The 25,082-nt window shown below is 68.4% G+C and carries 10 protein-coding genes; 5 read left to right on the forward strand and 5 right to left on the reverse strand.

The annotated features are described in order from the left end of the window. Positions 1 to 52: 52 nt before the first annotated feature. The 3 genes from AC1PMG_RS10470 to AC1PMG_RS10480 are packed head-to-tail and all read left to right on the forward strand — an operon-like array spanning position 53 to position 647. Positions 53 to 328: a hypothetical protein gene (locus tag AC1PMG_RS10470; RefSeq protein WP_481111653.1), complete on the forward strand. Its 276-nt coding sequence runs from the start codon at positions 53 to 55 to the stop codon at positions 326 to 328. Positions 329 to 339: 11 nt separating this feature from the next. Continuing rightward, a complete protein-coding gene (locus tag AC1PMG_RS10475) occupies positions 340 to 522 on the forward strand; it encodes a hypothetical protein (protein WP_481111573.1) in 183 nt (60 codons plus the stop codon). Next, positions 522 to 647 (forward strand): hypothetical protein, encoded by a 126-nt coding sequence (locus AC1PMG_RS10480; RefSeq protein WP_481111574.1) that lies wholly within the window; start codon positions 522 to 524, stop codon positions 645 to 647. The genes AC1PMG_RS10475 and AC1PMG_RS10480 overlap by 1 nt, the downstream gene beginning before the upstream one ends. Positions 648 to 688: 41 nt before the next feature. On the opposite strand, the gene AC1PMG_RS10485 is transcribed toward AC1PMG_RS10480, so the two are convergent. The 3 genes from AC1PMG_RS10485 to AC1PMG_RS10495 form a co-directional block, all read right to left on the reverse strand. Continuing rightward, on the reverse strand, positions 689 to 1,021 hold the full coding sequence (locus AC1PMG_RS10485) for a DUF3653 domain-containing protein (RefSeq protein WP_481111575.1): 333 nt from the start codon (positions 1,019 to 1,021) through the stop codon (positions 689 to 691). 132 nt (positions 1,022 to 1,153) lie between these two features. Next, positions 1,154 to 1,984, reverse strand: a complete 831-nt coding sequence (locus AC1PMG_RS10490) for a thioesterase II family protein (protein WP_481111576.1) — start codon at positions 1,982 to 1,984, stop codon at positions 1,154 to 1,156. A 27-nt stretch (positions 1,985 to 2,011) separates the two neighbouring features. After that, positions 2,012 to 2,224, reverse strand: coding sequence for an MbtH family protein (locus tag AC1PMG_RS10495; RefSeq protein WP_219842927.1), 213 nt, complete (start codon positions 2,222 to 2,224; stop codon positions 2,012 to 2,014). A 177-nt stretch (positions 2,225 to 2,401) separates the two neighbouring features. Here AC1PMG_RS10495 and AC1PMG_RS10500 point away from each other — a divergent pair, with 177 nt between their 5' ends. Continuing rightward, positions 2,402 to 3,628, forward strand: coding sequence for an efflux RND transporter periplasmic adaptor subunit (locus tag AC1PMG_RS10500; RefSeq protein WP_481111577.1), 1,227 nt, complete (start codon positions 2,402 to 2,404; stop codon positions 3,626 to 3,628). Positions 3,629 to 3,652: 24 nt separating this feature from the next. Continuing rightward, complete coding sequence (locus AC1PMG_RS10505; RefSeq protein WP_481111578.1) at positions 3,653 to 4,357, forward strand: ABC transporter ATP-binding protein; 705 nt, start codon at positions 3,653 to 3,655, stop codon at positions 4,355 to 4,357. Between the two features lie 14 nt (positions 4,358 to 4,371). On the opposite strand, the gene AC1PMG_RS10510 is transcribed toward AC1PMG_RS10505, so the two are convergent. Both AC1PMG_RS10510 and AC1PMG_RS10515 read right to left on the reverse strand, forming a co-directional pair. Further along, positions 4,372 to 5,601: a beta-ketoacyl synthase N-terminal-like domain-containing protein gene (locus tag AC1PMG_RS10510; RefSeq protein WP_481111579.1), complete on the reverse strand. Its 1,230-nt coding sequence runs from the start codon at positions 5,599 to 5,601 to the stop codon at positions 4,372 to 4,374. Further along, the gene (locus AC1PMG_RS10515; protein WP_481111580.1) at positions 5,598 to 25,082 is read right to left on the reverse strand and encodes an SDR family NAD(P)-dependent oxidoreductase; all 19,485 of its coding nucleotides are present in this window, start codon (positions 25,080 to 25,082) and stop codon (positions 5,598 to 5,600) included. The genes AC1PMG_RS10510 and AC1PMG_RS10515 overlap by 4 nt, the downstream gene beginning before the upstream one ends.

Raw genomic sequence — 25,082 nt, forward strand, 5'->3', positions numbered from 1 at the left:
GTGACGCGTCACGATAACATATCACCATCGACAGACAGGAGGGGATTGCGTGATGCGTGACGAAAAAGACCCGGGCACCCTGGAAATGCCGCTGCCGCGCAAGCGTGGCCGTCCTCCCAAGTACGATAGGCCGATGACCGCTGCCGAGCGTGCAGCAATGTATCGCCTGCGCCAGGTCACCGAGTCGTGCCGCGTGACGACTGACCCGGCCGAACTTGCTACTCTGTCTGATGTGATCCTACTCAACCGTCTCCGTAAGGGCATGGCTGATGGGTACAAGCGCAATGTCAAGGCGATCTTGGCCGAGATTGCCCGCCGCCACACTTAAAGTGACGCGTCATGAATATCTCAACCATCGATTGGCAGACCATCGCGCTTGGCGTGTTCGTGGGCATGCTTGCTTACCGCATTGCCAACCTGGCTCTGGCAGCGGTTGCGCATGCGCTTGTGATGATCCTCGCCTGGATCTGGCCTAACACCTGGGCCAGCTACGCCGAGTCGCTTGGCCGGGCTCGACGTTGATGGGTGACATCGACTGGTTCCGCACCTTGCTCCTCGCCGAGGTCATCGTTTTTTCTATCCTCGGCCTGGTCTCCGGCATCCGTGCGACTCGCCGTGGTGCCTCGCTGTTCCGACCCCTGCGCTAGCCCCAGGGGTGTAGGGGGCAGCGCCCCCTACGGATAACGCCTCACCCGCGCTTGCATCGCCTGCGCGCACTACGTGCCTGGTCTGCCGTCGCTGTCGCCGGCCCCGGCGTACCGCCTCCTGCCGACCGCTTCTTTTCCAGGTCTTCCCGCAGCCTGTCCCGCATGTACGCGACGCCACCTTTCCGGGCTAGCGTCTTTCCGCGCTCGCGTTGCCGGCACTCGTCCATCATCCGGCGCCATTCGTCTGCGATGGTGCATGTCAGCGACCAATGGCGTAGGGTCCATGCGTCGATGCGCCTGCCTTCAGGCGTCACCAGCATCCCGGCCTCAAACGAAAAACCGGCCCAGGGGCCGGTCAGTTTCCGATTACGCATGCGCCGAACTCCATTCGGCGGGCCATCCTGGCCCTGGTCGTGTGAACAGCCCGCGCAGCCTGGCGAACCAGCGTCCGAACATAAGATACATTATGCGAAATTCGCCATGTTAGTGGTGGTTGGTGTCTTCATTTAGTTCTGCTGCTTTTCGGCCGCCTCGCGCGCCTCACCGGCTTCCTGATTGCCGCTGTTTTGCGTCCGCTTCCCGCCCCTGGCGGTCGACAACCGATCCATCAGATGCTGGCGAACATGCCGCAACACTTCGTCGCGCTGGGTATGAATAAAAAAATGATCGCCGGGGAACCATTGCACATGGCATGGACCGCTCGTCTCGGCGGCCCAGTGTGCCAGTGTTTCGCCGTCCACGTGGGGATCGGCCGCACCGGCGAGCACGTCAATGGGAAGATCGAGCAGCGGACCAGGCATGTATGCATAATCTTCCACGATGGCGAGGTCGGCTCGCGTCATGGGCAGCAACAGCGCCATCAGTTCACGATGGGCGAGTACTTCCGCCGGCGCGCCGTTGAACTCCGCAAGCGCGGCGATCAGACTGTCGTCGTCCATCCGGCTGAGTCCGCGCGGTGGTGCGCGGTCGCGAGGTGCTTCGCAGCCGGAAAGGATCAGGCTGTCGGGCATGGGGCGGGCATGGCGTTGCAGATGGCGTGCCAACTCGAATGCCATGAGTCCGCCCATGCTGTGGCCAAAGAACGAGAAATGCCGGGGCGCATCGGCATCGATCACTTCGGCGAGAATCGCCACCAGCGTGGCCATCGACGTGTGGGCGGGTTCGTCGAATCGAGGTCCCCTGCCGGGCAATTGCACGGCGCAGATCTCGATGTCCTGAGGGAATGCTTTCTGCCATCCCTGGAACGCCTGCGCATTGCCTCCGGCATAGCTGAAGCAGTAAAGCCGGTGCGCGGCGTCGTCCGTGCGAGTGGACAGCAGCCACCGTTTCGTATCCATGGGGGAGAGTCCGGGCCACACGTCTCGTCAGACGCCGTTCGTGCCGTCCACGTGTCGACGCAGGCTCAGCGGGCGCATGTCGGTCCACACTTCCTCGATGTATGCGAGGCATTCCTGCTTGGTGCCGGCCTTCCCCACCGTGCTCCATCCCGAGGGCACATCCATGGTCGCGGGCCAGATTGAATATTGCTCTTCCGCGTTCATCACGACTTCGAAGCGGGTATCTTCAGAATCCCACATCGTTGAAGCTCCTTCCATTGGTTGAACGGAATGCACGCATGCCTTGTTATCGGCACGGCGACGGGCCGAAGCATAGGTGAAAGCATTGGAGGCAACAAGCGAGTACGCCGCGTGCGTCGCACACATCGGCAAAGGCTTGTGTGCTATAAATCGAAAAAGTCAATGCGCCGGGGAAACATGAGCAACGCCGAGCTGCTGGAAGGCTTGCGAATCGATCGCGGCCAGGAAAACCGCTCGTCCGGCCGTCCATGGTGGCCGTGGATACTCGGCCTCATCGTCATCCTCGTCATCGCCGCGGTCGCCATCTGGTTCTTCTTCGGCCGGGCGATAAGCGTCAAGACCACGACCGCGGCGACCGCCGCCAGCAGCGCCGGCACCGGCGCGGTTCTCCAGGCTACCGGTTACATCACCGCGCGTAGGCAGGCCACGGTATCGGCACAAATCACTGGCACCCTCACCGCGGTACTCATCGAGGAAGGCGACCGCGTCACGCAAAACCAGGTGCTAGCGCGACTCGACGACAGCCAGTACAAGGCAGCGCTCGATACGGCCGTGGCACAGGCGCAGGCAGCCCATGCGCAAGTCAGGCAATACGAGGCGCAACTGGCGCAGGACCTCCGCGACGCTGATCGCAATGAACAACTGGCGGTCCGTGGAATGGTCAGCGGGCAGACGGCGGAACAGGCGCGCACGCAGGCGCACAGCACGCAGGCCCAGCTGACGTCGCAGCAGAAGCAGGCCGTGGCAGCCGATGCCCAAGTGGCCGAGGCGCGGGTCAACTACAACTACTGCGTGGTACGCGCCCCGTTCGACGGGGTCATTACCACGAAGGACGCGCAGGTCGGGGAAATCGTTTCGCCTTTCTCCGCCGGTGGCGGATTTACCCGTACGGGCATCGGCACAATCGTCGACATGGGCTCGCTCGAGGTCGACGTCGAAGTCAACGAAGCCTACATCGGTCGGGTTACGCCGGACATGGCGTCGGAAGCCGTTTTGGACGCCTATCCTGACTGGCGCATTCCCGCCCACGTGATCGCCATCGTGCCGGCGGCGGATCGGGGCAAGGCCACGGTGAAGGTGCGTGTCGCACTCGAAAGCAAGGATGCCCGGATCGTGCCCGACATGGGCGTGCGCGTTTCCTTCCTCGACGCGCGCCCGGATGCCAAGATCGAATCGGCCAAAGGCGTGCTGGTGCCATCGCAGGCGATCGTCAAGCGGGACGGTGCCGATACCGTTTTCGTCGTCGTCGACGACGGCAAGGTGCGTGCCCAGCGCGTGACAGCGGGTGCCAAACAGGGCGACGACATGCGCCTGATTCCCAGCGGTGTCGCCACCGGCGACCGGTTGGTGATATCCCCGCCCGACGCATTGCATGATGGCGCGTCGGTGCGGGTCCAGGAGTAATGACGTGACGATGGAGGTACGTTGATGGCCAGCCTGATAGAGATTCGCGGTGTTTCGAAGACGTACCAACGTGGTCAGCAGTCGGTCGAGGTGCTCCACCATGTCGATCTCGACATCGCCGAGGGCGACTTCGTTGCGTTGATGGGTCCTTCCGGTTCCGGCAAGACCACCCTCCTCAACCTGATCGCCGGCCTAGACAGGCCTTCGGGAGGTTCCATCGCGATCCGGGGTGAACGGATCGACGGACTCGGCGAAACCGCCCTCGCCCGCTGGCGATCGTCGCACATCGGTTTCGTGTACCAGTTCTACAACCTGCTGCCGATGCTTAACGCGCAGAAGAACGTGGAATTGCCTCTGCTCCTCACGCGTCTGTCCGCTGCCGAGCGGCGCAGGAACGCGTCGATCGCCTTGCAACTGGTGGGCCTCGCCGACCGCGCGTCGCACCGACCGTCGGAGTTGTCCGGCGGCCAGCAACAGCGCGTGGCGATCGCACGCGCCATCGTTTCAGACCCCGCGGTGCTGGTCTGTGACGAGCCCACCGGCGATCTCGACCGGCAGGCGGCGCAAGACGTGCTGGGCCTGCTCCGCGAGCTCAGCCGTAACCACGGGAAGACCATCGTCATGGTGACCCACGATCCACTCGCGGCGGAGTACGCTACGCATACGCTGCGGCTCGACAAGGGCTCGCTGGCCCCGGTCGCCGAACCGTCGCGGCAGGCGATGGCGTGAAGCCGGCTGTCGCGTCACGCCTCGTCGGCGTGGCGCAGGCAGAGCGCGGTGTTGACGCCGCCGAATCCCATGCTCAGGGTGATGGCGTGACCGACGTCGCGGGCCACGCTCGTGCCGCGTACCCAGTCGAAACCGTTGTCGACGGGCTCTTCGAGATTGAGGCTCGGGTGCAGACGCCCTGCCCGCATCTGCAGGACGGTGGCCGCGACCTCGACCGCCCCCGCCGCGCAGAGTCCATGACCGGTCACGGACTTCGTCGCATTGATGGCTGCGGAAGCCAGTCCGCAGGCACGCAAGGCTTTCAGCTCGGTCTCGTCGCCGAGGGGCGAGCCGGTACCGTGTGGATTCACGTAGTCGATGTCGCTCGCCTGGCAGCCAGCGGCCTCCAGAGCGGCGCGGATCGCGGCGACTTCGCCGTCGACGGATGGATCGGGATTCCGGTTGCCGTCGATGACGAGTCCCCAACCGCACACCGTCGCATAGGGACGCACGCCGGCCCGGCGCGCAGGCGTGGCACGCTCGACGACGATAGCCGCACCGCATTCACCGAAGATGAATCCATCACGGTACGTGTCGAACGGACGGCAGGCCGCTGACGGTGCGTCGGCATGGCGCTCCGAACCCATCGCGCCCAGCGAGCGCAAACCGAGGCATTCCCAGTAAGACAGGTCCATCAGGGGGCCGAGCGCGATGCATGCGTCCACCTCGCCCGAACGGACCGCCTGCGCCGCGCGAAGGATCGCCAGCTGCCCGCTGGCCGACGCGCCAGCGACGTTGTACGACGGGCCGCGAATGCCGAAGAGCGACGTGCATGAGGCAACGACGTCGGTATCCATGAACGTCATGCCGTAGGTGGGACGCAAGAACGCCTCGCGATTGCGATACTTTTCGTGCAACAGCGCGATCTCGCGTTGCTGGAAATTGGATCCTCCCACGATGAGACCGATACGCCGCGGGTCGATCGCATCCAGCGAGGCCTCCTCCCATGCCTCGTGCAGCGTCGCCAACGCGAGCCGCCCACTCAGCGAGAGGCCGCGTGGCAGTGATTTTTCAAGCGCATCCGGCAGCGGCGGCATGCCCATCTCGGCACCGATGAACGACGTCTCCTGACCATGCTGCCGGCCAGGCCGCCGCATGATGCCGAAAGCGCTGCGTCCTTCGAGCAACGCGTCGAGGAATGCGTCCTTTCCGTGGCCGATGGCGCTGCCCACGCCGACGCCGGTGATCACGACATCCTCGCTCATGAGAACAGCATCCCCATATCGATGGATGGCGTGTCGTCGGGCAAGGCCACCAGTTGCGGCGGTGGCTCGCCGGTAGCGACGGCATCACGGCGCGTCTTTACAAAGGCCAGCTGGGTGAACGGTCCGCCGAGCAGGCGATCGAGCGCGGCGAGTCCTTCCTCTGGCTCAATGGATGCCACGCCAAGATCGGCCATCCGTCGCTGGATGGCCTCTGACGCCACGATGCCTACGCTGCCCCAATAGCCCCAGTTCATTACCCTGACGCGGCAGGGCCAGGTACGGGACAACTCATGCGCAAGGGCATCCTGGAACGTGCAACCGGAGGCGTAATTGCCCTGGCCGCCCGCGCGGGCGAAGCTTTGGAACGAGGAAAAGAACACCGCGAAGTCGAGAGGTTCGTGGGCGAACACCTCGGCGAGGCGCACGCTGGCATCCACCTTCGCGCCGAGGCCCGCGAGGAAACGTTCCTCGTCCATGTTGGCCAGTCCCTTGTCGAGCAGCACTATCGCCGAATGGACGATGCCGTGGATTTCTTCGTGGCGTTCGCGGATTTCGCGATATGCGCGTTCGAGGTCGCTCCGTCGCGTGGCGTCGGCCTGGATATAGATCGGAGCGGGACCACCCAGTGCCATGAGGCGATCGATCCTGGCGGCGATCCCGGCATCGTGAGCACGGCGGCCAAGCCACACGACGTGCGCGCGATATCGGCGTATCAAGTGCTCGCTTAGCGCTTCGCCGATTCCCCCTGCCCCGCCGACGATGACGTAGACACCACCCTCGCGATAGACGTTGCCCCGAGCCTCCACCTCACAGGCAATCAGCTCCTGCGTCAGCCATTCGCCGTCGCGATGGGCCGACGTGCATCCGTGGCCGTCGACGGGGCGGTCGAGCATGTCGTCGAACGGCCGGGGATCGTCCGCCGCGATGTCGACGATGCGTACGCTCCAATGCGCGTATTCCTTGGCCAACGACCCCACCAATCCGTGCGTGGCCGCCTGGGCGGCGTCGACCGGCGCATCGGCGTCGACGGCGCAGGCGCCCGTCGTGACGAGGGTGAACTCCAGCGCATCCTCTCCGAGGCCTCGGTGGAGCAGCGCCTTTATCGTCCGGAAACAGGCCACAGCGCATGCCGACGGCTCGTCGGGATGCGCAGCGAACGCGGTCGGCGTCGCCACCCAGACCACGTGACCGGGCGTTTGTCCATCGAGGGCGGTGGCGATGTCCTCGACCGTCGCGCCGGGTTCGACGTCGATGAGCCGAGCGTGCGGATGGCGTTGCTTCAGGGCGTCCCTGAGGCCGTGCGTCGCAGGTTCGCCGAGCAGGAGCAACGCCTCGTGGCGGTCGCCGTCGAGTCCTGGCGAAGCGTCGACTTCCCACGACGGTGTGAGCAGCGTGCCGGGTGCGTCGCGTTCGGTTCTGTTCGTATCGTCCGCATCATGCGATGGTGGCGTGAGCTCGCGGGAGCGCAGCCCATCCAGTCGCACGCATACGCGACCGGCGGTATCGCAGATGTCGATGCGTAGGTTGCGCATCCCTGGCTTCGCGACGTCGGAGGTATCGGCGCGGATGACCACGACAGCGTGTTCTGGAGTGCGTTGCGTGATGACGGCCTTCTCTACCGCGAACGGTACGACGGGACCACGGGGTTCCTGCGCCGAAGCGTTCGCGTCGGCCAGTTCCAGGGCCAGGGCAGCCTGCGCGGCGGCGTCCATGATCGACGGATGCAGCGCGTAGCGCGACTGGGCGTACAGGGTGCATGCCGGCAAGGCGACCTCCGCGACGACGTAGGGTCCTTCGTCGTCCGTGCCGATGTCGATACGCGTCAATCCACGATGGGCTGGCCCGTACTCGATGCCGACGCTGGCGTAGATCGCGTAGCAATCCTCGACGGCGACACGGCGTTCGCAACCCGCTCTTAGGCGTTCGAGGTCGAGGCGCCCACCGTTTTCCGGAAGCGCGTCGTCCAGGTGGGCCGCGAGCACCGCCCTGCCCTGCGCGTGCACCCATGGCCTGCCGTCGTCCGGACCGTCGGAAGCGATCTCGAACTCGATTTCGCCGGCGTCGTTCTCGACCAGCGTGGTGCTCACGGCAACCGGCGCGCCATCGACAACGATCGGGCGCAGCCAGACCACGTGGCGCAGCACCATGGGCACGGCATCTTCGTGCCGCGAGGGGCCGTGACGCCCTTCGCCGATGCCTTGCAGACCCATCGACCGGCTGGTCGCCGCATGCACCATTTCAAGATAGGCGACGCCCGGAAGCAGGCGTTTGCCCTGTACGCGGTGGTCCGTGAACTCGTGCTCGTCACCGGCAAAGGTGGAGACGTAACGCTGCTGCCAGAAGTCCGATCGGTTGACGTGAAGCAAGGGATGCAGGTGCTCGCGGACGTATCGTGCACCGACTGACGCCGTCGTTTCCGGCGCTTCCACCCAGTACGGCGTCGGCGCGAACGGGTAGGTCGGCAACGACAGGCGTGCATAAGGCTGGGAGACGAACAGCGGGGCGAAGTTCAGGTCGTAGCCCTGGGCGTGCAGTTCGGCGATCGCGGCCAGGCGTTCCAGGTAGTCGTCGGTGGCCAGGGTCGGCAGACACTCCGCCATGCATTGTTCGCCGTATCGGCGCAGTGCCGCCTCGCCTCCGCCCTGCAGTTCCGCGCCGCGCGAGACGTGAACCTGGGGCGCTTTGCCGCGAGCGAGCCATTTGCCCAGTCGCTGGACGAGTTCTTCCAGGCTTCCGCCCACGCAGGCCAGTCGGTGTTCGAAGTGCTTTCGCCCCATCAGCAAGGTGTAACTGACGTTGCCGCAGTCGATGGCGGGTTCGGCATCGAGGTGGGCGAGCAGGCGTTCGACCTGCTGGCGGAGTTGCGCCTCGCTGCGTGCGGAGAGCGCCCACAGGTAGCCGGGGCGCGGAGCGGTGGTGCGGGCATGCGCGGGGGCTTCCTCGATCACCATGTGCGCGTTGGTGCCGCTGAGCCCGAACGAGCTGACTGCCGCGCGGCGGGTCTGCCCGGGGGCGACCGTCCACGGAGCCAGGGCGGTGGGCAGGTAGAAGGGGCTGTCGGTGAAGTCGATGTGGCGGTTGGCCTGGCCGTAGTGCAGCGACGGGGCGATCTGTGCGTGGCGCAGGCACAGCAGCACCTTGAGCACGCCGGCCACGCCGGAGGCGGCGGTGGTGTGGCCGAGGTTGGTCTTGATCGAGCCGATCGCGCAGTAGCCCTGGCGGGCGCTGTCCTGGCGGAAGGCGCGGGTCAGGGCGTGGAACTCGATCGGGTCGCCGAGCTTGGTGCCGGTGCCGTGCGCCTCGACCAGTTGGATGCCGTCGGCGTCGATGCCGAAGCGGTCGTAGACCTCGCGCTCCAGGCGCTCCTGGGAGACCGCGCTGGGCGCGGTGATGCCGTTGGTCGCGCCGTCCTGGTTGATGCCGCTGCCGCGGATCACCCCATGCAGGTGGTCGCCGTCGGCGAGGGCGTCGTCCAGGCGCTTGAGCACCACCACGCCCACGCCCTCGCCGGGCACGAAGCCGTCGGCGCGGTCGTCGAAGGTGTAGCAGCGGCCGCTGGCCGAGAGCATGCCGGCGCGTTCGCCGCCCAGGTACAGGCCGGGGGTGGACTGGACGAAGACGCCGCCGGCCAGGGCCAGGTCGACCTCGCCGGCGCGCAGCGCCTGGCAGGCCAGGTGCATGGCCACCAGCGAGCTGGAACAGGCGGTGTCGACGGTGATCGCCGGGCCCTGCAGGTCCAGGTGGTAGGCGATGCGCGCGGAGACCAGCGAGGTGGCCTTGCCCCACATCGCCTGGGCGGGCAGCGGGCCGGCCGGCAGGAGGTGGTAGTCGCCGCCGTTGTAGCCGGCGTAGACGCCGCAGCGCTGGCCGGCGATCGAGGCGCCGACGTGGCCGGCCTCCTCCAGCGCCTTCCAGGCCTCCTCCAGGAACAGCCGCTGCTGCGGGTCCATGTGGGTGGCTTCCAGGCCGGAGATGTTGAAGAACAGCGCATCGAAGTGGGCGATGCCGTCGAGGAAGCCGCCGCGCGGGCAGTACGGGGTGTCGCCCAGGATCGCCGGCATGTCCCAGCGGGTGACCGGCTCGGTGAGGTCCTCGCCGGCGGCCAGGTGGGTCCACAGGGTCGCCACGTCGGGCGAGCGCGGGTAGCGCCCGCTCAGGCCGACGATCGCGATCGGGGCGAGCGTGGCGGGCAGCGCGGTCGGCGCGCGCGGCGTTGCCGCTGCCGGTGCCGGTGCCGATATTGGTGCCGTTGTCGTGGCCGGTGCCGCCGCGCCGCTGGCCGCCGGGGCGCCGTCGAGCGCGGCGGCCAGGGTATCGCGGTAGCGCTGGACCAGGTGGGCGGTGAGCTTGTTGACCGTGCTGAAGTCGAACACGCTGGTGCTGGTCAGGGTGGTGCCCAGGGTGGCGTTGATCGCCTCCACCGTGCGTACGCCCAGCAGCGAGTCCAGGCCATACTCGGCGAACGATTCGTCCGGATGGATCGCTGCCATCTCCACCATCAGCGCCTCGGACAGCGTCTCCAGCACCACCTGGCGCACGTGCGCCTGCAGGCGCGCGGTGTTTGTCGGCGCCGTCGTGGTGACCGGCGCCGGGTCCGGGGCGAGGTTCGTGGCGGGCGCCGCGACCGGTATCGCCATCGGCTCGCTCGATGCCGCCGCGTCGGCACGCCGGACCACGCCGTCGCTGACCGCGGCGATCACCTGCGTGCCAGCGTGCAGCTCGGGGGTGAGGAAGCGCACCGGCGCGTAGCCTTCCGCGTGCAGCGCCCGCGCCCAGCGCGCCGGGGCCAGTAGCGGCGAGCCCGGCTCGCGCAGCGCCGCGTCCTCGAACCGCCACCAGCCTTCCAGCAGGCCGAAGGTCAGGTGGCCCAGCACGCTATTGCCGCTGAGTTCGTTGAGCAGCAGGATCCCCTGCCCCTTCAGCACCGCCTTGACGTGGCCCAGCGCCTGGCGGATATCCCGCGTGGCGTGGATCACGTTGGTTGCGATCACCACGTCGTAGCCGTGCTCGTCCACGCCCTGGACCCCGGGCGCCTTCTCCAGGTCGAACACCTGGCCGCGCAGGTACGGCACGTGCGGCGCGTATTGCGCCTGGGCGTGATGCAGGAACGCCTTGGACAGGTCGGTGTAGGCGTACTCCGCCACGTGCGCGGCGTACGCGCCCAGCGCGTCGAAGACCACCGCGCTGGTCCCGCCGGTGCCCGCACCCACCTCCAGCACGCGCAGCCGCGTGGCCGGGTCCTGCGCCAGGCGCGCGCGCAGGTAATGGACCAGCGCCTGCGCCACCACCGCGTTGCAGTGGTCGGTCAACGGGTTGCCCCGGTACATCCCCTCCACCCGCTGCAGCGTCGCCTGCGGGAACACCACCGCCGTCGCCGCCTGCTCGCCGCGCAGGATCGCCGGCAACGCCGCCTGCGTGGCGTCGACCAGCGCCAGGGACGCCGCGTCCTCCCCGCCGGCGGCCACCCATGCCGCCCAGCGCGGCCCCACCGTGGCATCGCCCTCGCCCTGCAACACCGCCAGCACCGCCGCCTCGTCGCCCCAGCGTGCGCGCAGCAGCCGCTCGGTCTGCGCCCACCAGCGCGCATACGCCGGGGCGATCGCCGCGCCCGCCGCCCACGCCGCCAGCGACGCGCACGGCGCCGCCGGGCCCACCTCGCGCAGGCGCTGCACCAGCACCTCCAGCAGCAGGTCGTGCAGGGCCTGCGCCCGCGCCTGCGTGGCCGCCGTCGGCACCGGGCCGGCATACGCCGGCGGCACGAAGTCCGCCAGTACCGAGGCCAGCGGCGGCGCCGAGGCATCCACCGTGACCTGTCCCGCGCCCAGCCACACCCCCTGCAACGCCCCGACGCGTGTCGTGCGCAGGTACGCCACCCGTTCCAGCGGGCTGGCCAGCACTCGCTCCAGCACCGCCAGGCCCTCGGCCGGCGCGATCGTGTCCATCCCCGCCTCGGCCAGCCAGTGGCGGAAGCTGTCCAGCGCCCCGGCCGTGGCCGTGCTCGCCCAGTAGCCCCAGTCGATCACCCTCGCCGCGCAGCCCAGCGTCGCCACCCGCGACGCCACGTAGGCGTCCAGGAACGTGCTGCCGGCCGCGTAGTTGCTCTGCCGGCGCGTCTTCTCCAGCGCCTGGATCGAGGAGAAGAACACCATCACGTCCGTCACGTGCCCGGCGAACGCCTCGACCACGCCCACCGTCGCGGCCACCTTCGCTGACAGCCCGGCCTCGAAGCGCTCCACCCCCATGTGCGCCAGGTCGCTGCCGCCCATCGCCAGCGTCGCGTGAATCACCCCGTGGATCACCCCGTGCCGGGCCAGGATCGCCTCGCGCGCCCGGCCCATCGCCGCCGCGTCGCGCGCGTCCACCGACCGATAGGCCGGCGCCTCGCCCCACCTCGCCAGGCGCTCACGGCGCGCCTGGATCGTCGCGTCCTCGGCCCGCCGGCCCAGCCAGACCACCTGCGCGCCGTAGTGGCGGACCAGGTGCTCGCTGAGCACCTGGCCCAACTCGCCCGCGCCACCGACGATCACGTACACCCCGCCGGTACGGAACGCCGGCGTGGCCGCCGCGGGCAACGCGCACGGCACGCAGACCGGCCGGTACCAGCGCCCGTCCCGCTGCGCCCGGCCGTTGCCGTCGGCATCCGCCGGCCAGGCCAGGCAGGCCTCCAGCGATGTCGGAGCCGCGTCCGCTTCGTCCGCTTCGTCCTCCAGGTCGAACAGGCGCAACCGCCATGCCGGATGCTCCTTCGCCGCGCTGCCCACCAGACCCCACACGCTCGCGTGCGTGGGATCGATCGCCTCGCCGGCCACCACCGGCTGGCTGCGCCGGGTCAGCACCGTCAGCGCCAGCGGCCAGGACGCCGCCGCGAAGGCCTGTAACAGCGCCAGGCCAGTCATCACCCCCGCCGCCTGGCCGGCCACGATCGCCGCCCCGGTCGCCGGCTCCCGCACCGACGGCAGCATCCAAAACCACTGCGCGATCCCGGCCAGCGCCGCCCGCCGTGCCGGCACCTCGGCCGCCGTCAGCACCTCGGCCGCCGGATAACACGCCCGCCAGCGCGCCTGCCGCGCCGGGTCGTCGTCGAGGATCGCCCAGCCCGTGCCGTCGTGCCGCCGGCCCGCCGTCGGCACCGCCGTCGCCGCGATCGGCGCCCAGCCCGGCACCAGGGTCAGCGCGCCGCTCAGCGGGAACGCCGGCGCCGCCTCGTGCATCGTCTCGTCCCTGTCGTCGCCCCCTGTGGCCTCCGTGGGCGGCGCCGGCGCCGGTGCCGGTGCCGAGGGCACCCAGTAGCGCGACCGCGCGAACGGATAGGTCGGCAGCGGCACCCGCGCGTACCCGCCACCGGCGAACAGCCGCCCGTAGTCCAGCGGCTCACCTTGCACGAACAGCTCGGCCAGCCTGTCCAGCCCCTGCCGGTACGCCGCCGCCTCCGCCACCGGCACGGCCGCGCATGCAGCCAGGCAGGTCTCACCTTCGGCGCTGTGCGGCCCGCGCTCGGTCACGCCCCGCTCGCGGATCTCGCCCGAGCGCACCGACGTGGCCTCCCCGGCCAGCCAGCCGGTCAGTTGCCGGGCCAGCGCGTCGAGATCCTCGCTCACGCAGCCCAGCCGATGGGCGAAGTGCCGCCGGCCGGTCAGCAGCGTATGGCTCACGTCGCCCAGCGCATACCCCCGCCCCTCCGCCCGCCACGTCGCCAGCCGCTCCAGGAGCCGCTGCGCCTGCGCGCGCAACTGCGCCGCACTGCGCGCGGACAGCACCACCAGCTGCGCCGGCCGCGTCACCGCCGAGCCCCGCCGCTCCGGCGCTTCCTCGATCACCAGGTGCGCGTTGGTGCCGCTGAAGCCGAACGAACTGATCGCCGCGAGGCGCTTTCGATCCGGCTTAGGCGGCCACGGGCGCAAGGTGGTGTTGACGAAGAAGGGACTCGATGCGAAATCGATATGGCCGTTGCCCTTCTCGAAATGCAGCGAGGCGGGCATGGCATCGTGCCTGAGTGCCAGCAGCACCTTGATCACGCCGGCCACGCCCGCGGCATTCGCCGCATGTCCCAGGTTGGTCTTGATCGAACCGATGGCGCAGTACTGGCGGTCCTGCGTGTACTTGCGGAACGCTTTGGTCAGCGCCTGGAACTCGACCGGGTCGCCGAGCTTGGTGCCGGTGCCGTGCGCTTCCACCATCTGGATGTCCGCCGGATCGATGCCGAAGGTGTCGTACACGTGGCGATGCAGGCGTTCCTGCGAGCGCGCGCTCGGTGCCGTGATGCCATTGGTCGTTCCGTCCTGGTTGATGCCCGAACCGCGGATCACCCCGTGGATATGGTCGTTGCTCGCCAGGGCATCGGCGAGCCGACGCAACACCACCACCCCCACGCCTTCGCTGGAGACGAAACCGTCGGCGCGATCGTCGAAGGTATGGCAGCGGCCGCTGGCCGAGAGCATGCCGGCCCGCATGGCGGATATCTGGAACGTGGGACTGGACTGGATGAACACGCCACCGGCGAGCGCAATGTCGACCTCGCGGGCACGCAGCCCTTGGCTGGCGACATGGATGGCGACCAGCGAACTGGAGCATGCGGTGTCGATGGCGAGTGCGGGTCCCTGCAGATCGAGGAAATAGGCGATGCGCGACGGCGTCACCGAACCGGAATTTCCCCAGAACGCCTGCGGCGGAACGTTGCCGGAGAGCAGCGCACCGTAGTCGCCGCCCGTGCAGCCCAGGTAGACGCCGCAGAGCTTCTGCTGGATGTCGACGCCAGCGTAGCCGGCGTCTTCCAGCGCATTCCATGCTTCTTCCAGGAAAAGCCGCTGTTGCGGATCCATGTAAGTGGCTTCTGTGCCCGAGATGTTGAAGAACATCGCGTCGAACTGTTCTATGCCCGACACCACGCCACGACGGCCGTACGGACTGCCCTCGATCGGATCGAGCAGGTCGTTGCCCTGAGCGAGGTGCTTCCACAACGCGTCTGTATCCTCGGCGTGCGGATAGCGCGCGCTCAGGCCGACGATGGCGATCGGTTCGGGCACGCCGGGGGCGATGGCCGCCGCGTGTTCTTCCACGATGGGCTCCGGCGCGGCGAACCGCGTGGACGTCGGCGTCGATGGCTCACCGACGACGACCGTGGCGGCGGCATCTCCATCGTTCGTCGCATCCGGCTGCCAGCGCACCTCATGCTCGGCCAGAATGAAACCGGTGAGCCGGTTCACCGTGCTGAAATCGAACAGCGAAGTCGTGTTCAACGCGATGCCGAGCGTATCCGACAGCACGTGTACGGCATGCACGCCGAGTATCGAGTCCAGCCCGTAATCGGCAAACGGCTCGTCGGGATCGACCAGGTCGGGCGATACCCTCAGCGCGGTGGCGATCGTCTCGACGATCGTCCGGCGCACCCAGGCGTCCTTGCGCGCATCGTCGTCGCGCGCCGTATCGGCGGTGCGCACGAGGGCGCTGACGGTCGCGGTTTCCGCCACGGACTGCGTCCGTGCCGGTCGACGCTCGGCGGGCATGGTGGTGACCGGAGCACCGAGCGTCCGGAAGATCACGCCGTCGCTCAGGGCGACGATCACTTGTTGACCGAGCGCATGCGACGCCTCCGCGGGCAGGTGGACGATCGGGAATCCTTCCGCTCGCAGTACGTTCCGCCACGCCGACGGCGCGAGCCCCGGTGTGCCGGGGATGCGCAGTGCATCGTCTTCGAACAGCCACCAACCGTCGAGCAGTCCGAACGTTAGGTGGGTGAATAGACTGAATCCGGTGATTTCGTTGATGAGCAGTAGGCCGCCCCGCTTCAGGGTCGCCTTTGCGTTGCGCAGCGTGCCTCGGATGTTGCGCGTAGCGTGAAGTACGTTCGTGGCGATCACCGCGTCATAGCCGCCCGTGGCCATCGATTGTGCTTCCGGCGCCTGCTCGACGTTGAACAGGCGGCCGCGCAGGTAAGGCACGTGCGCGAAATGATCTTCGGCGTGCAGCAGGAACGACCTGGATACGTCGGTATACGTGTACTCCTCGATGGCGGCCTCGAAGGGCTTCAGCCGTTCGAATATCATGGCACTGGTGCCGCCTGTGCCGGCGCCGATCTCCAGGATGCGGAAACGGCGGCCCGGATCGCGGTCCAGGCGATCGCGAAGCTGCGCTTCCAGTGCGTCGCACAGCACCGAGTTGAAGTGATCCGCCACGGCGTTGCGCGCGTAGACGCTAGCGACCGAGCCCATCGACGAATCGGGGAACAACACGTCGGTTGCCAGGCGGCGTCCCGTGAGAACATCCGGCAGGGCACGCAACGCGCGTTCGACGAGATCCATCTGCGCGACGAGGCTGTGGTCGCCACGCGAGACATCCTTCAACGATTGCCATGCCGTCCAGGGATCGCCGCCTCCGGTCTGGATGGGCGTTTCGTCGAGTATACGCAGGCTGTGCCTTACCCAGCGCACGTGGTTGTTGCGTATGCCGGCCGATGCGATCCGGTCGTGCAGGAGCGCTTCCGATGCCGCATCGAGCAGGCCGACTTGCGCGAGCTGCGTGCTCAGCAAGGCAAGTTGCAGATCGTGGAAGGTGGCGTGCCAGGCGTTCGCCCGTTCATCTTCGCTCGCGGGCCCGCCTGCCGCGACCATCGGCGTGTCGGCGATTCGGTCGTCCACATGGGGCGAACGAGGTAGCGCGCGCAATCCAATGTTCGCGCTCAAGGCGCCGAGTGTCTCCTTCGACAACGTCTTGACCATCGCCAGTTGCGGTACGTCCGCGTCAAGCAGCGACAACAGGCCGTGGATGCCCTCTTCCGGTTCGATGGAGCCGATGCCCATCTGCCGCATGCGCTGCGCGTAGTCCTCCGAGGAGACACTGCCGACAGACCCCCAGAAGCCCCAGTTCATCGTCTTCACCGAGGACGGCCACGACGATTGTAACGCGTGGGCGAAAGCATCCTTGAAAGTGCAGCCCGCGGCGTAGTTGCTCTGCCCTGCCGCCTTGACGAAACTCTGCAACGCCGAGAAGAACAACACGACTTCCGGCTCGTCCACGGCGAAGACCTGGGCCATGCGCACCGAGATATCCACTTTCGCGCGAAGCGCTGCGCGGAAGCGATCTTCGTCCATGTTCGCGACGCTCTTGTCGAGCAGTACGATCGCGGAATGCACGATTCCGTCGATCCGTCCGTATCGCTGCACGATGGCGGAACGCGCGCGATTCAGCTCGTCGTATTGCGTCGCATCCGCCTGGATGTAGAGGGGTGGTTCGCCGTGAGCGCGCAGGTGCTCGATGGCCGATTCGATCTCCACGTCTTGCGCCCGCCGGCCGATCCATACCACCGATGCGGCATGTTCCCGCATGAGATATTCGGTGAAGACCTGGCCGAGGCCGCCGGCACCTCCGACGACGACATGGACGCCGCCCCGGCGAAAGACCGGGCGAGGTTCGGGATGGGGTTCGAACGGTAGCCACCGCTGCCGGAACCATTCGCCGCCACGGGTCAGCCATGCGTCGCCCGACGCGATGGAGGGCAGGCGCAGCACGTCGTCCGGCACGAGGTGTCCGTCAGCCCCGAGATCGACGAGGCGCAGCGACCAATGTGGGTACTCCTTCGCGACCGAGCCGATGAAGCCGTGCACGCTCGCATGCGCCGGATCGATCGCGTCGCTTGCCCACGCACGCTGCGACTGTGTCGTCAGTACGGTCCAGCCGAGGCGACGCGTGCCGTATCCCTCGGCGAGCAGTGCCTTGACCAGGCGGTAGAGGGCGACGACGCCGTCTTCCTGCGCGTGGATCAATGCATCGTCGCCAGGTGGCGCGGATATCGTCGGGGCGATCCACACGACATGGTCGTATGGCGTCGCCGACGAGGCGAGCGCCCGGGTGAGCGACGCATCGGTGTCCTTCGCATCCACGATGACGCGTTGTCCATACCGGGCGGTCAGGGCAACTCCCTGACCGTCGCTGCCGTCGATGACCAGCACGCGCGCGTCCGCTGCTGGCCACGATTCCCCGAAGGGTTGCACGACCACATCCCATCGCGGCGCGAGCAGCGTCGTCTCGGGCGCCGCGGATGTCGCGGACGTCTCCGCGGAGGGCGATCCGACGGTACGGCAGGTCAGTCCGCGCACGATGACGCATGGCCTGCCCCGTTCGTCGCAGACCTCGACGTCGAGTCGCGACGAAGAGGAGCCCGCAATCGAGCGGCTGCGGACCAGCGCATGGCCTTGGCGCGGTGTTGGGGCGAGGACTTCGATCTCGTCCACCGCGAACGGCATGGCCGCCTGGGCCGGCGTGTCGGCGCTCCGTTTCGCGTCAGGCATCATCGCAAAACCGATCGACGCTTGCAGCGCGCTGTCGAGGAATCCGGGATGGAGCAGGTAACCGTCGTCCGTCGCGTGCATGGCGTCCGGCAGGCGAAGCTCGGCCAGCACGTAGGACGACCGCGCATCGGTGCCGAGATGGAGGCGGCAGATACCGCGATGGCCCATGCCGTAGCGAACGCCGGTGGCGTTGAAGACGGCATAGCAGTCCTTCCCATCGATGTCGCGATCGCAGCCGCGGCGAAGCGCGGCGACGTCGACGACCTCGTAGGACCTGGGCGAGGCGATGGCGATGGTGCCACGCGAATGCACGGTTTCGTCCGCGTCGTCCGTCGCATTGCCTGCCCGGGTATAGATCTCGAAGCGGAGATCCTCGGCATCCGTCGGCACCAGGCGAACATGCACCGTGGTCTGCGCATCCACGCGCAGCGGATGCAGCCAGACGACGTCTTTCAGAATGAAGGTCGCGTCGCCACTCTCCCGTGAATCGCGCTCCCAGGCGAGGGCGGCGGCCTCGATCGCCATCTCGAAGCACGCCACGCCGGGGAGCACGCGCGAGCCGTGCACGCGATGATCGGCGAGGAAGAATTCCTCACCGGTGAACGTCGAGGAGAATCGCTGTTCCCTCAGTGTCGACGTATTGCGATGGACCAGGGGATGCAGTGTCGCGACCGCTTCCGCGACGGGCGGGGCGAGCGCGTCGAGCGGCAACCAGTGCCGCTCTCGCGCGAAGGGATAGGTGGGCAACGGGCGGATGCACGGGGGGGTACCGTTGTGCAGTTCGCGCCAGTCGACGGCCAGGCCCTTGGCCCACAGCTCCAGGACCTTGGCGTACTTGCCGCGCGCGAGCCACTTGGCCACCGCCTCGCCCAGTTCCTCGTCGGCGGTGAAGATCGCCAGCGCGTCCTTGTGCGCCTTGACCTCGCCGCGGTGCAGCGCCTCGCCGTCCGCCGTGGATTCGGCCTCTCCGGCCAGGAAGCGTTCCAGCGTCGCGCGCAGCGCGGCCATCGAGGCGGCGGTGAAGCCCAGTCGGTGCTCCATCGCCTCGCGGCCGACCTGCAGGGTGTAGGCCACATCGGCCAGGTCCGCGTCCGTCCACCCCTCGCGCTCGCCCGCCGCCAGCAACTGCGCCGCCCGCTCGCGCAGCGCCTGGTCGGTGCGTGCCGACAGCACCACCACCGCCGGCCGCGACGGCGTCACCGTCACCGGGGCGACCTCCGCCGCCACGTATTCCTCCACGATCACGTGCGCGTTCGCGCCCCCGGCGCCGAACGAGGAGATTCCCGCCAGCCGCGGGAACGTCCGCTCCTGCCCGTCCACCGTCAGCCGCGGACGCGGCCACTCGGCCAGCGTGCGCTGCACCCGGAACGGCGTGGCTGCGAAGTCGATGTTCGGGTTCGTCGTCGCCGCATGCAGGCTCGCCACCCACTGTCCGTGGCGCATCTGCAACAGCACCTTGGTCAGCCCGGCGATCCCCGCCGCGCTCTCGCAGTGGCCGATGTTCGACTTGGCCGAACCGATCGCGCAGAACTGCCGGTCGTCCGTGGCGAAGGCCTGGGTCAGACCGGTGATCTCGATCGGGTCGCCCAGTTGCGTGCCGGTGCCGTGCGCCTCCACGTAGCTCACCGCCCGCGCCGGCACCCCGGCCCGGGCCAGCGCCGTGGCGATCAGGTCGCGCTGGGCCAGTGGGTTGGGCACCGTGTAGCCGTTGGTCTTGCCGTCGTGGTTGATCGCCGTGGCGCGGATCACCCCATGGATCACGTCGCCGTCGGCCTCGGCCCGCGCCAGCGGCTTGAGCAGCGCCACGCCCACGCCCTCGCCCGGGACGAACCCGTCGCCGTCGGCGCCGAAGCTGTGGCAGCGGCCGCTCGCCGAGAGCATGCGGCTGCTGCACATCATCGCGTAGTTGGCCGGATGCAGGTACAGGTTCACCCCACCGGCGAAGGCCATCTCGCAGTCATCGCGCAACAGGTGCTCGCAGGCCTCGTGGATCGCGGTCAGCGACGAGGAGCACATCGTGTCGACCGGCATGCTCGGACCCTGCAGGTCCAGCGCGTAGGACACCCGGTTGGCCAGCGAGCCGAACGAGGTCCATGGCGCCACCGTCTCGCCGCGCTGCCACAGCGCCGGACCGTACAGGTCGAAGCCGGTCTTGGTGATCCCGGCGAACACGCCGACCCGGCGCCCGTGGGCGCGGGCGAAGCGCTCGCGCGTGTAGCCGGCGTGTTCCATCGCCGCCCAGCAGGCCTGCAGGAAGATCCGCTCCTGCGGGTCGAGGTTCATCGCCTCGCGCGGGGAGATGTTGAAGAACCGCGCGTCGAACTCGGCGAAGCCGTCGAGGAAGCCGCCCCATTTGCTGTAGCTGCGGCCGGTGGCGATCGCCCGCTCCCTGTCCGGTTCGTGGAACCCTTCCAGCGACCAGCGCTCGGCGGGGATTTCGGTGATGCTGTCACGGCCGGCGGCCAGGTTGTCCCAGAACGCGTCCAGGTCCGCCGCCCCCGCGTAGCGTCCGCTCAGGCCGACGACGGCGATCGCCCGTTCGGCGGGCGCGGTACGCGGCGCGGATGGCGCCGACGCAACCGACGGCGCGGCGCTGGGACGTTCGGACCCGACGGCAGGAGCGACCGACGTCGCGTCGCCGGTCCAGCGTGCGCACGCCGCCGGGGCGCTTTCGACCAAGTGTGCGGCCACCCCTGCCAGCGTCGGGTATTCGTAGAACAGTGTCTTGGACACTTCGCCGAACACGTTCCCCAGGCGCGCATTCAACTGCATGATCATGATCGAATCGATGCCGTAACTCTCCAGCGGCTCGTTCACGTCGATCCGCGACGGGCTCAGCTTGGTCACCGTGGCCAACAGCGCCTGCATTCGCGCGAGCACACGCGGACCCAGCGCCGCCGACGGTATCGCCGGCGTGATCGGAGCCGCGGCCGGCGTCCCCGGTGCGGCCGCCGGGTGCGCGCTGCCGTGCAGCACCTGCACCTGCGCCTGCCCGCTCGCGTACGCCTGCGCGAACGCCGCCATCGCCGCCGCCGTCGGCATGGCCTCGATCCCCGACGCGCGCAGTTCCTCGCCACGCAACGCGTCCACGCGCATCCCGCCCTCCTCCCACAGCGGCCAGCCCACCGACAGCGTGTGCCCGTGCGCCTCGCCCCGCGCCACCGCCGCCGACCGCTCCTGCGCGTACGCGTCCATGAACGCATTGGCCAGCGCGTAATCGCCCTGCCCCACGTTGCCGTACGCCCCCGTCGCCGAGGAGAACAGCACGAAGCAATCCAGCGGCAGCTCGCGCGTGGCCCGGTCCAGCAACACCGTGCCGCGCACCTTCGGCGCCAGGACCGCCGCGTAGTCGGCCTGGCGCTTCTTCAGCAGGAACCCGTCGGCCAGTACGCCCGCCGCGTGCAGCACCCCGTCCAGCCGGCCGTGGCGCGCACGGATCCTGGCCACCAGTTGCCCTACGCTTGCCTCGTCGGTCACGTCGGCGCGCTCGTAGGCCACCTGCAGGCCCGCCGCGCGCAGCGACGACAGCGTCGCCTCCACCGCCGCCGACGGCGCCGAGCGCCCGCTCAGCACCACCGTCGCCCCCGCCGCCCGCGCACCGATCTCCCGGGCGAACAGCCGTCCCACGCCGCCGGCCCCGCCGGTGATCAGGTACACCCCGTCGGCCTTCCACGGACCATCGCCGGCGAACGCGCCGGCCAACGGCTGGTAGATCCGCGCCTGCGCCACCTCGCCGTCGAAGCGCAGCTCCGCCGCCTCGCCCCGCGTCGCCATCGCCAGGCACGCCGCCACGTGCGAAGCGTCGTCCAGCGAGGCCACGCCCAGCACTTGCCCGCGCAGGCGCGGCTGCTCCAGGCGCGCCGTCTTCAACAAGCCGCTCAACGCCTGGAACACCGGTGCCGCCGCCGGCACCACCACCTGCACGTGCAGCCCCGTGCCCGGCGTCGTGCGCAACCACGCCTGCACCCGCTCCAGCAGCCGCCAGCCCGCCTGCGCCACGCGCGCGTCGAGCGCGTCGTCGTCCGTCTCCAGCACCTCGATCCGCGCCGTCGGCAACCGCGCCGCCAGCGCCGTCGCCGACGTGCCCACTGGCCAGCCGGCCAGCAACACCCAGCGCTCGCCCTCGGCCTGCGCCGCCGACGTGTCCGACTCGAACGACACCCAGCGCGGCGTCAGCAGCAACGTGCGCGCCGACGTGCTGGCGTCCGTCGGTGTCGACGACGTGTCCGGAAACCAGTGACGGATCCTCGCGAACGGATAGCCCGGCAGGTTCGCTCGCCGTGCCGCGGAATCTCCTCTTGCCCGAACCCAATCGATCGACGCGCCGTTCGTCCACGCGTGCGCGATCGATCCGAGGTCGCCCTCACGCATCCAGGTCGCCGCGCGCGCCGACGGCCGTTCGTCGCGGGAGTTCGCGTTCCATGCTTCGCGGTCGCTCGTGCGCTCGCCCGCGAACGACGCTCCGTCGGCACGCACCACGCCGTCACGCGCGAACGCATGCAGGCGCTGCGACAAATCCGCCATGTCACGCACGATGAAGGCCAGGCGATGATCGAACGCCACGCGTCCCACCTGCAGCGTATAGGCGAGATCGTGCAATGGCACGTCGACCTGTTCCAGGAAGGTATACAGCCGGCGTGCCAGCGCGCGCAGGCGTGCATCGTCGCGGGCTGACAGGATGACGAGCGCTGACTCCGACGACATGGGCCGAATCGCTTCTTCGGCGCTGCAGACGTATTCCTCGAGCACGACGTGCGCGTTCGAACCGGTGGCACCGAACGAGCTGAGTGCGGCCCGGCGCGGCGTCGGCGTGGCGCAGGCATCGTCCACGAGGGTCGGCGCCGACCATGCTTCGGTACGCGTCTGGACGACGAAGGGACTATTCGCCCAGTCGATGAGCGGATGGGGTGTGTTCGCGTGGAGCGACGCCACGCGCGTACGGTGCTTCAACTGCAGCGCCGCCTTGATGAGACCGGCGATGCCAGCGGCTCCCTCGGCATGTCCGATGTTGGATTTCAGCGATCCGATCGCGCAGAAGCCCACCTCGTTCGTCGTGGTGCGAAACGCGCGGGTAAGCCCCTCGATCTCGATGGGGTCGCCGAGCGACGTGCCCGTGCCGTGGGCTTCGACGTAGCCGACGCTGCGCGCGTCGACACCCGCCCTGGCCAGGCATGCCTCGATCATGGCCGCCTGGGCGACAGGGCTAGGCACGGAGAAGCCACTGACGGATCCACCGTGGTTGACGGCGCTGCCACGGATCACCGCGTAGATCGCGTCGCCATCCGCCACCGCGTCGGGCAGCGGCTTGAGCAGCACGGCGCCCACCGCTTCGGCCGGTACGTAGCCGTCGCCGCCTTCCCCGAAACTGCGGCAGCGTCCATCGCTCGCATGCATGTCGGCCATGCCGTATCCAAGGTATTTCGCCGGATGCAACGACAGGTTCACGCCACCGGCGAGAGCCGCGTCGCATTCGCCGCGACGCAGGCTCTCCACCGCAAGATGCACGGCCGTCAGCGACGACGAGCACAGGGTGTCCACGGTGATGCTTGGCCCATGGAAATCGCACACGTACGACACCCGGTTCGCGATCATTCCCGATGACAGCGACAACGGAAGCAACTGGCGGTCGCGCAGGCGCTCGACGCCCAGCAGCGCGTAGTCCTTGTGCATGGCGCCGGCGAACACGCCCACCGTGCGGGCCGAACCGTTGGGCCGCGCTGCGGAGAGCGTCGCCGGCGTGTGACCGGCATCCTCGATGGCTTCCCAGGCCACTTCGACGAACTGGCGTTCCTGCGGATCCATGGTTTCCGCGTCACGCGGCACCACGTGGAAGAATTCCGCGTCGAAGCTGTCGGCATCGGCGATGAATCCGCCCCAACGGGACATGGCCTTGCCTGATGCCGACGTTACCGGATCCAGCAGATGCCAGTCCCAGCGCGAAGGCGGAACCTCCGAAACGCAGTCGCGGCCGGCCAGGAGGTTGCGCCACAGTTCGCGAACATCACGCGCCTGAGGAAAACGCCCTGCCATGCCGACGATGGCAACGGCATGGGCGGACACGTCCCGCGTCCGGTCGTCGTTCGTCGTCGCCGCAGCCATCGTCACCGGAGGCTGGCCGACCCGGTCGCGCAGGTGCCGGGCCAGCGCATGCGTCGTCGTGTGTTCGAAGAGCAAGGTGGGAGCCATCGGCACGGAAAGGCGGTCCTCGATGACCTGGGAAAGTTCCAGCAGGCCCGCCGAATCCAGGCCCATGTCGTAGAACCCGCGATCCACATCCACGTTGTCCGTTGCCACGCCCAGGTGCCGGGCAATGATCCCGCGGACGAGATCCTCCATCGCGTGCGCCGACGCGACTTCGCCGCTCGCGTCCTCCGGTGAGGACGGCGCAGCCACCGCTTTGGTGGTTAGATCGATCAGTTCGGCGACCTTGGTGCCCGCCGCATCGAAGAAATCGAGGGTGACCGAGTTCATGTCACTCTGCATGCGCAGGGCATCGTGCCGGATGCGGGCCACGCAGCGTCCGTCCAGCGGGCGCGAGGCGCGGAACGCATCGAACGAGATCGGCAGCAGCAGCGGTAACGGTCCGTCGTGCTCCGCCGCCAAGGCGAGGCCGCCAATGCCGATGGCGCAGGTGTCGAGCAACGCTGGATGGAACATCAACTCCATCCCCTCGGGCCGGCTCGCCGCGTCGACGGCGCAATCGACATAGATCGCTTCTGCGGTGCGATAACGCGTGCCGGAGGGTTTCATGAAAGCACGATGGACCAGCCCGTGCGCGACACATTGCGCATGGATGCGCTCCAGCCCGAGGCGCTCGACACACGCCGCCGCCACCGCTTCCATGTCGATCGTCTCGTCGAACCGGACTCGTTCCCCGCGTACGACCCGAACGCTGCCGTAACGACGCCGCGTCGCTCCCGGCAGGGTGCCGTGGACATCGACGTGCCAGGTGGCGTCGTCGATGCGGTGTCCCGTGATTTCGACGGACATTTCCTCGCCCGCGGAAACGGATAGCGGGTGGTAGATGGACAGGCGGCGCAAGGTCCACTGGCGATGGTCGAAGCCATGCTCGCGAAGCACCTGATGCAGCAGATCGACGTAGGCCAGCCCGGGAAGCACGTGCCGCCCGTGAACGACGTGATCGCGCAACACGGGGTGCCGCGCGCTCAGGCGGAACTCGTCTCGCAAGGAATCCAT

The sequence above is a fragment of the Xanthomonas sp. NCPPB 2250 genome, assembly GCF_056725265.1.

Bases quoted from the DNA above. Each gene is read 5' to 3' on its own strand.
- AC1PMG_RS10515 (WP_481111580.1), bottom strand. From the start codon at position 25,082: ATGGATTCCTTGCGAGACGAGTTCCGCCTGAGCGCGCGGCACCCCGTG.
- AC1PMG_RS10480 (WP_481111574.1), top strand. From the start codon at position 522: ATGGGTGACATCGACTGGTTCCGCACCTTGCTCCTCGCCGAGGTCATC.
- AC1PMG_RS10505 (WP_481111578.1), top strand. From the start codon at position 3,653: ATGGCCAGCCTGATAGAGATTCGCGGTGTTTCGAAGACGTACCAACGT.
- AC1PMG_RS10470 (WP_481111653.1), top strand. From the start codon at position 53: ATGCGTGACGAAAAAGACCCGGGCACCCTGGAAATGCCGCTGCCGCGC.
- AC1PMG_RS10510 (WP_481111579.1), bottom strand. From the start codon at position 5,601: ATGAGCGAGGATGTCGTGATCACCGGCGTCGGCGTGGGCAGCGCCATC.
- AC1PMG_RS10495 (WP_219842927.1), bottom strand. From the start codon at position 2,224: ATGTGGGATTCTGAAGATACCCGCTTCGAAGTCGTGATGAACGCGGAA.
- AC1PMG_RS10475 (WP_481111573.1), top strand. From the start codon at position 340: ATGAATATCTCAACCATCGATTGGCAGACCATCGCGCTTGGCGTGTTC.
- AC1PMG_RS10485 (WP_481111575.1), bottom strand. From the start codon at position 1,021: ATGCGTAATCGGAAACTGACCGGCCCCTGGGCCGGTTTTTCGTTTGAG.
- AC1PMG_RS10490 (WP_481111576.1), bottom strand. From the start codon at position 1,984: ATGGATACGAAACGGTGGCTGCTGTCCACTCGCACGGACGACGCCGCG.
- AC1PMG_RS10500 (WP_481111577.1), top strand. From the start codon at position 2,402: ATGAGCAACGCCGAGCTGCTGGAAGGCTTGCGAATCGATCGCGGCCAG.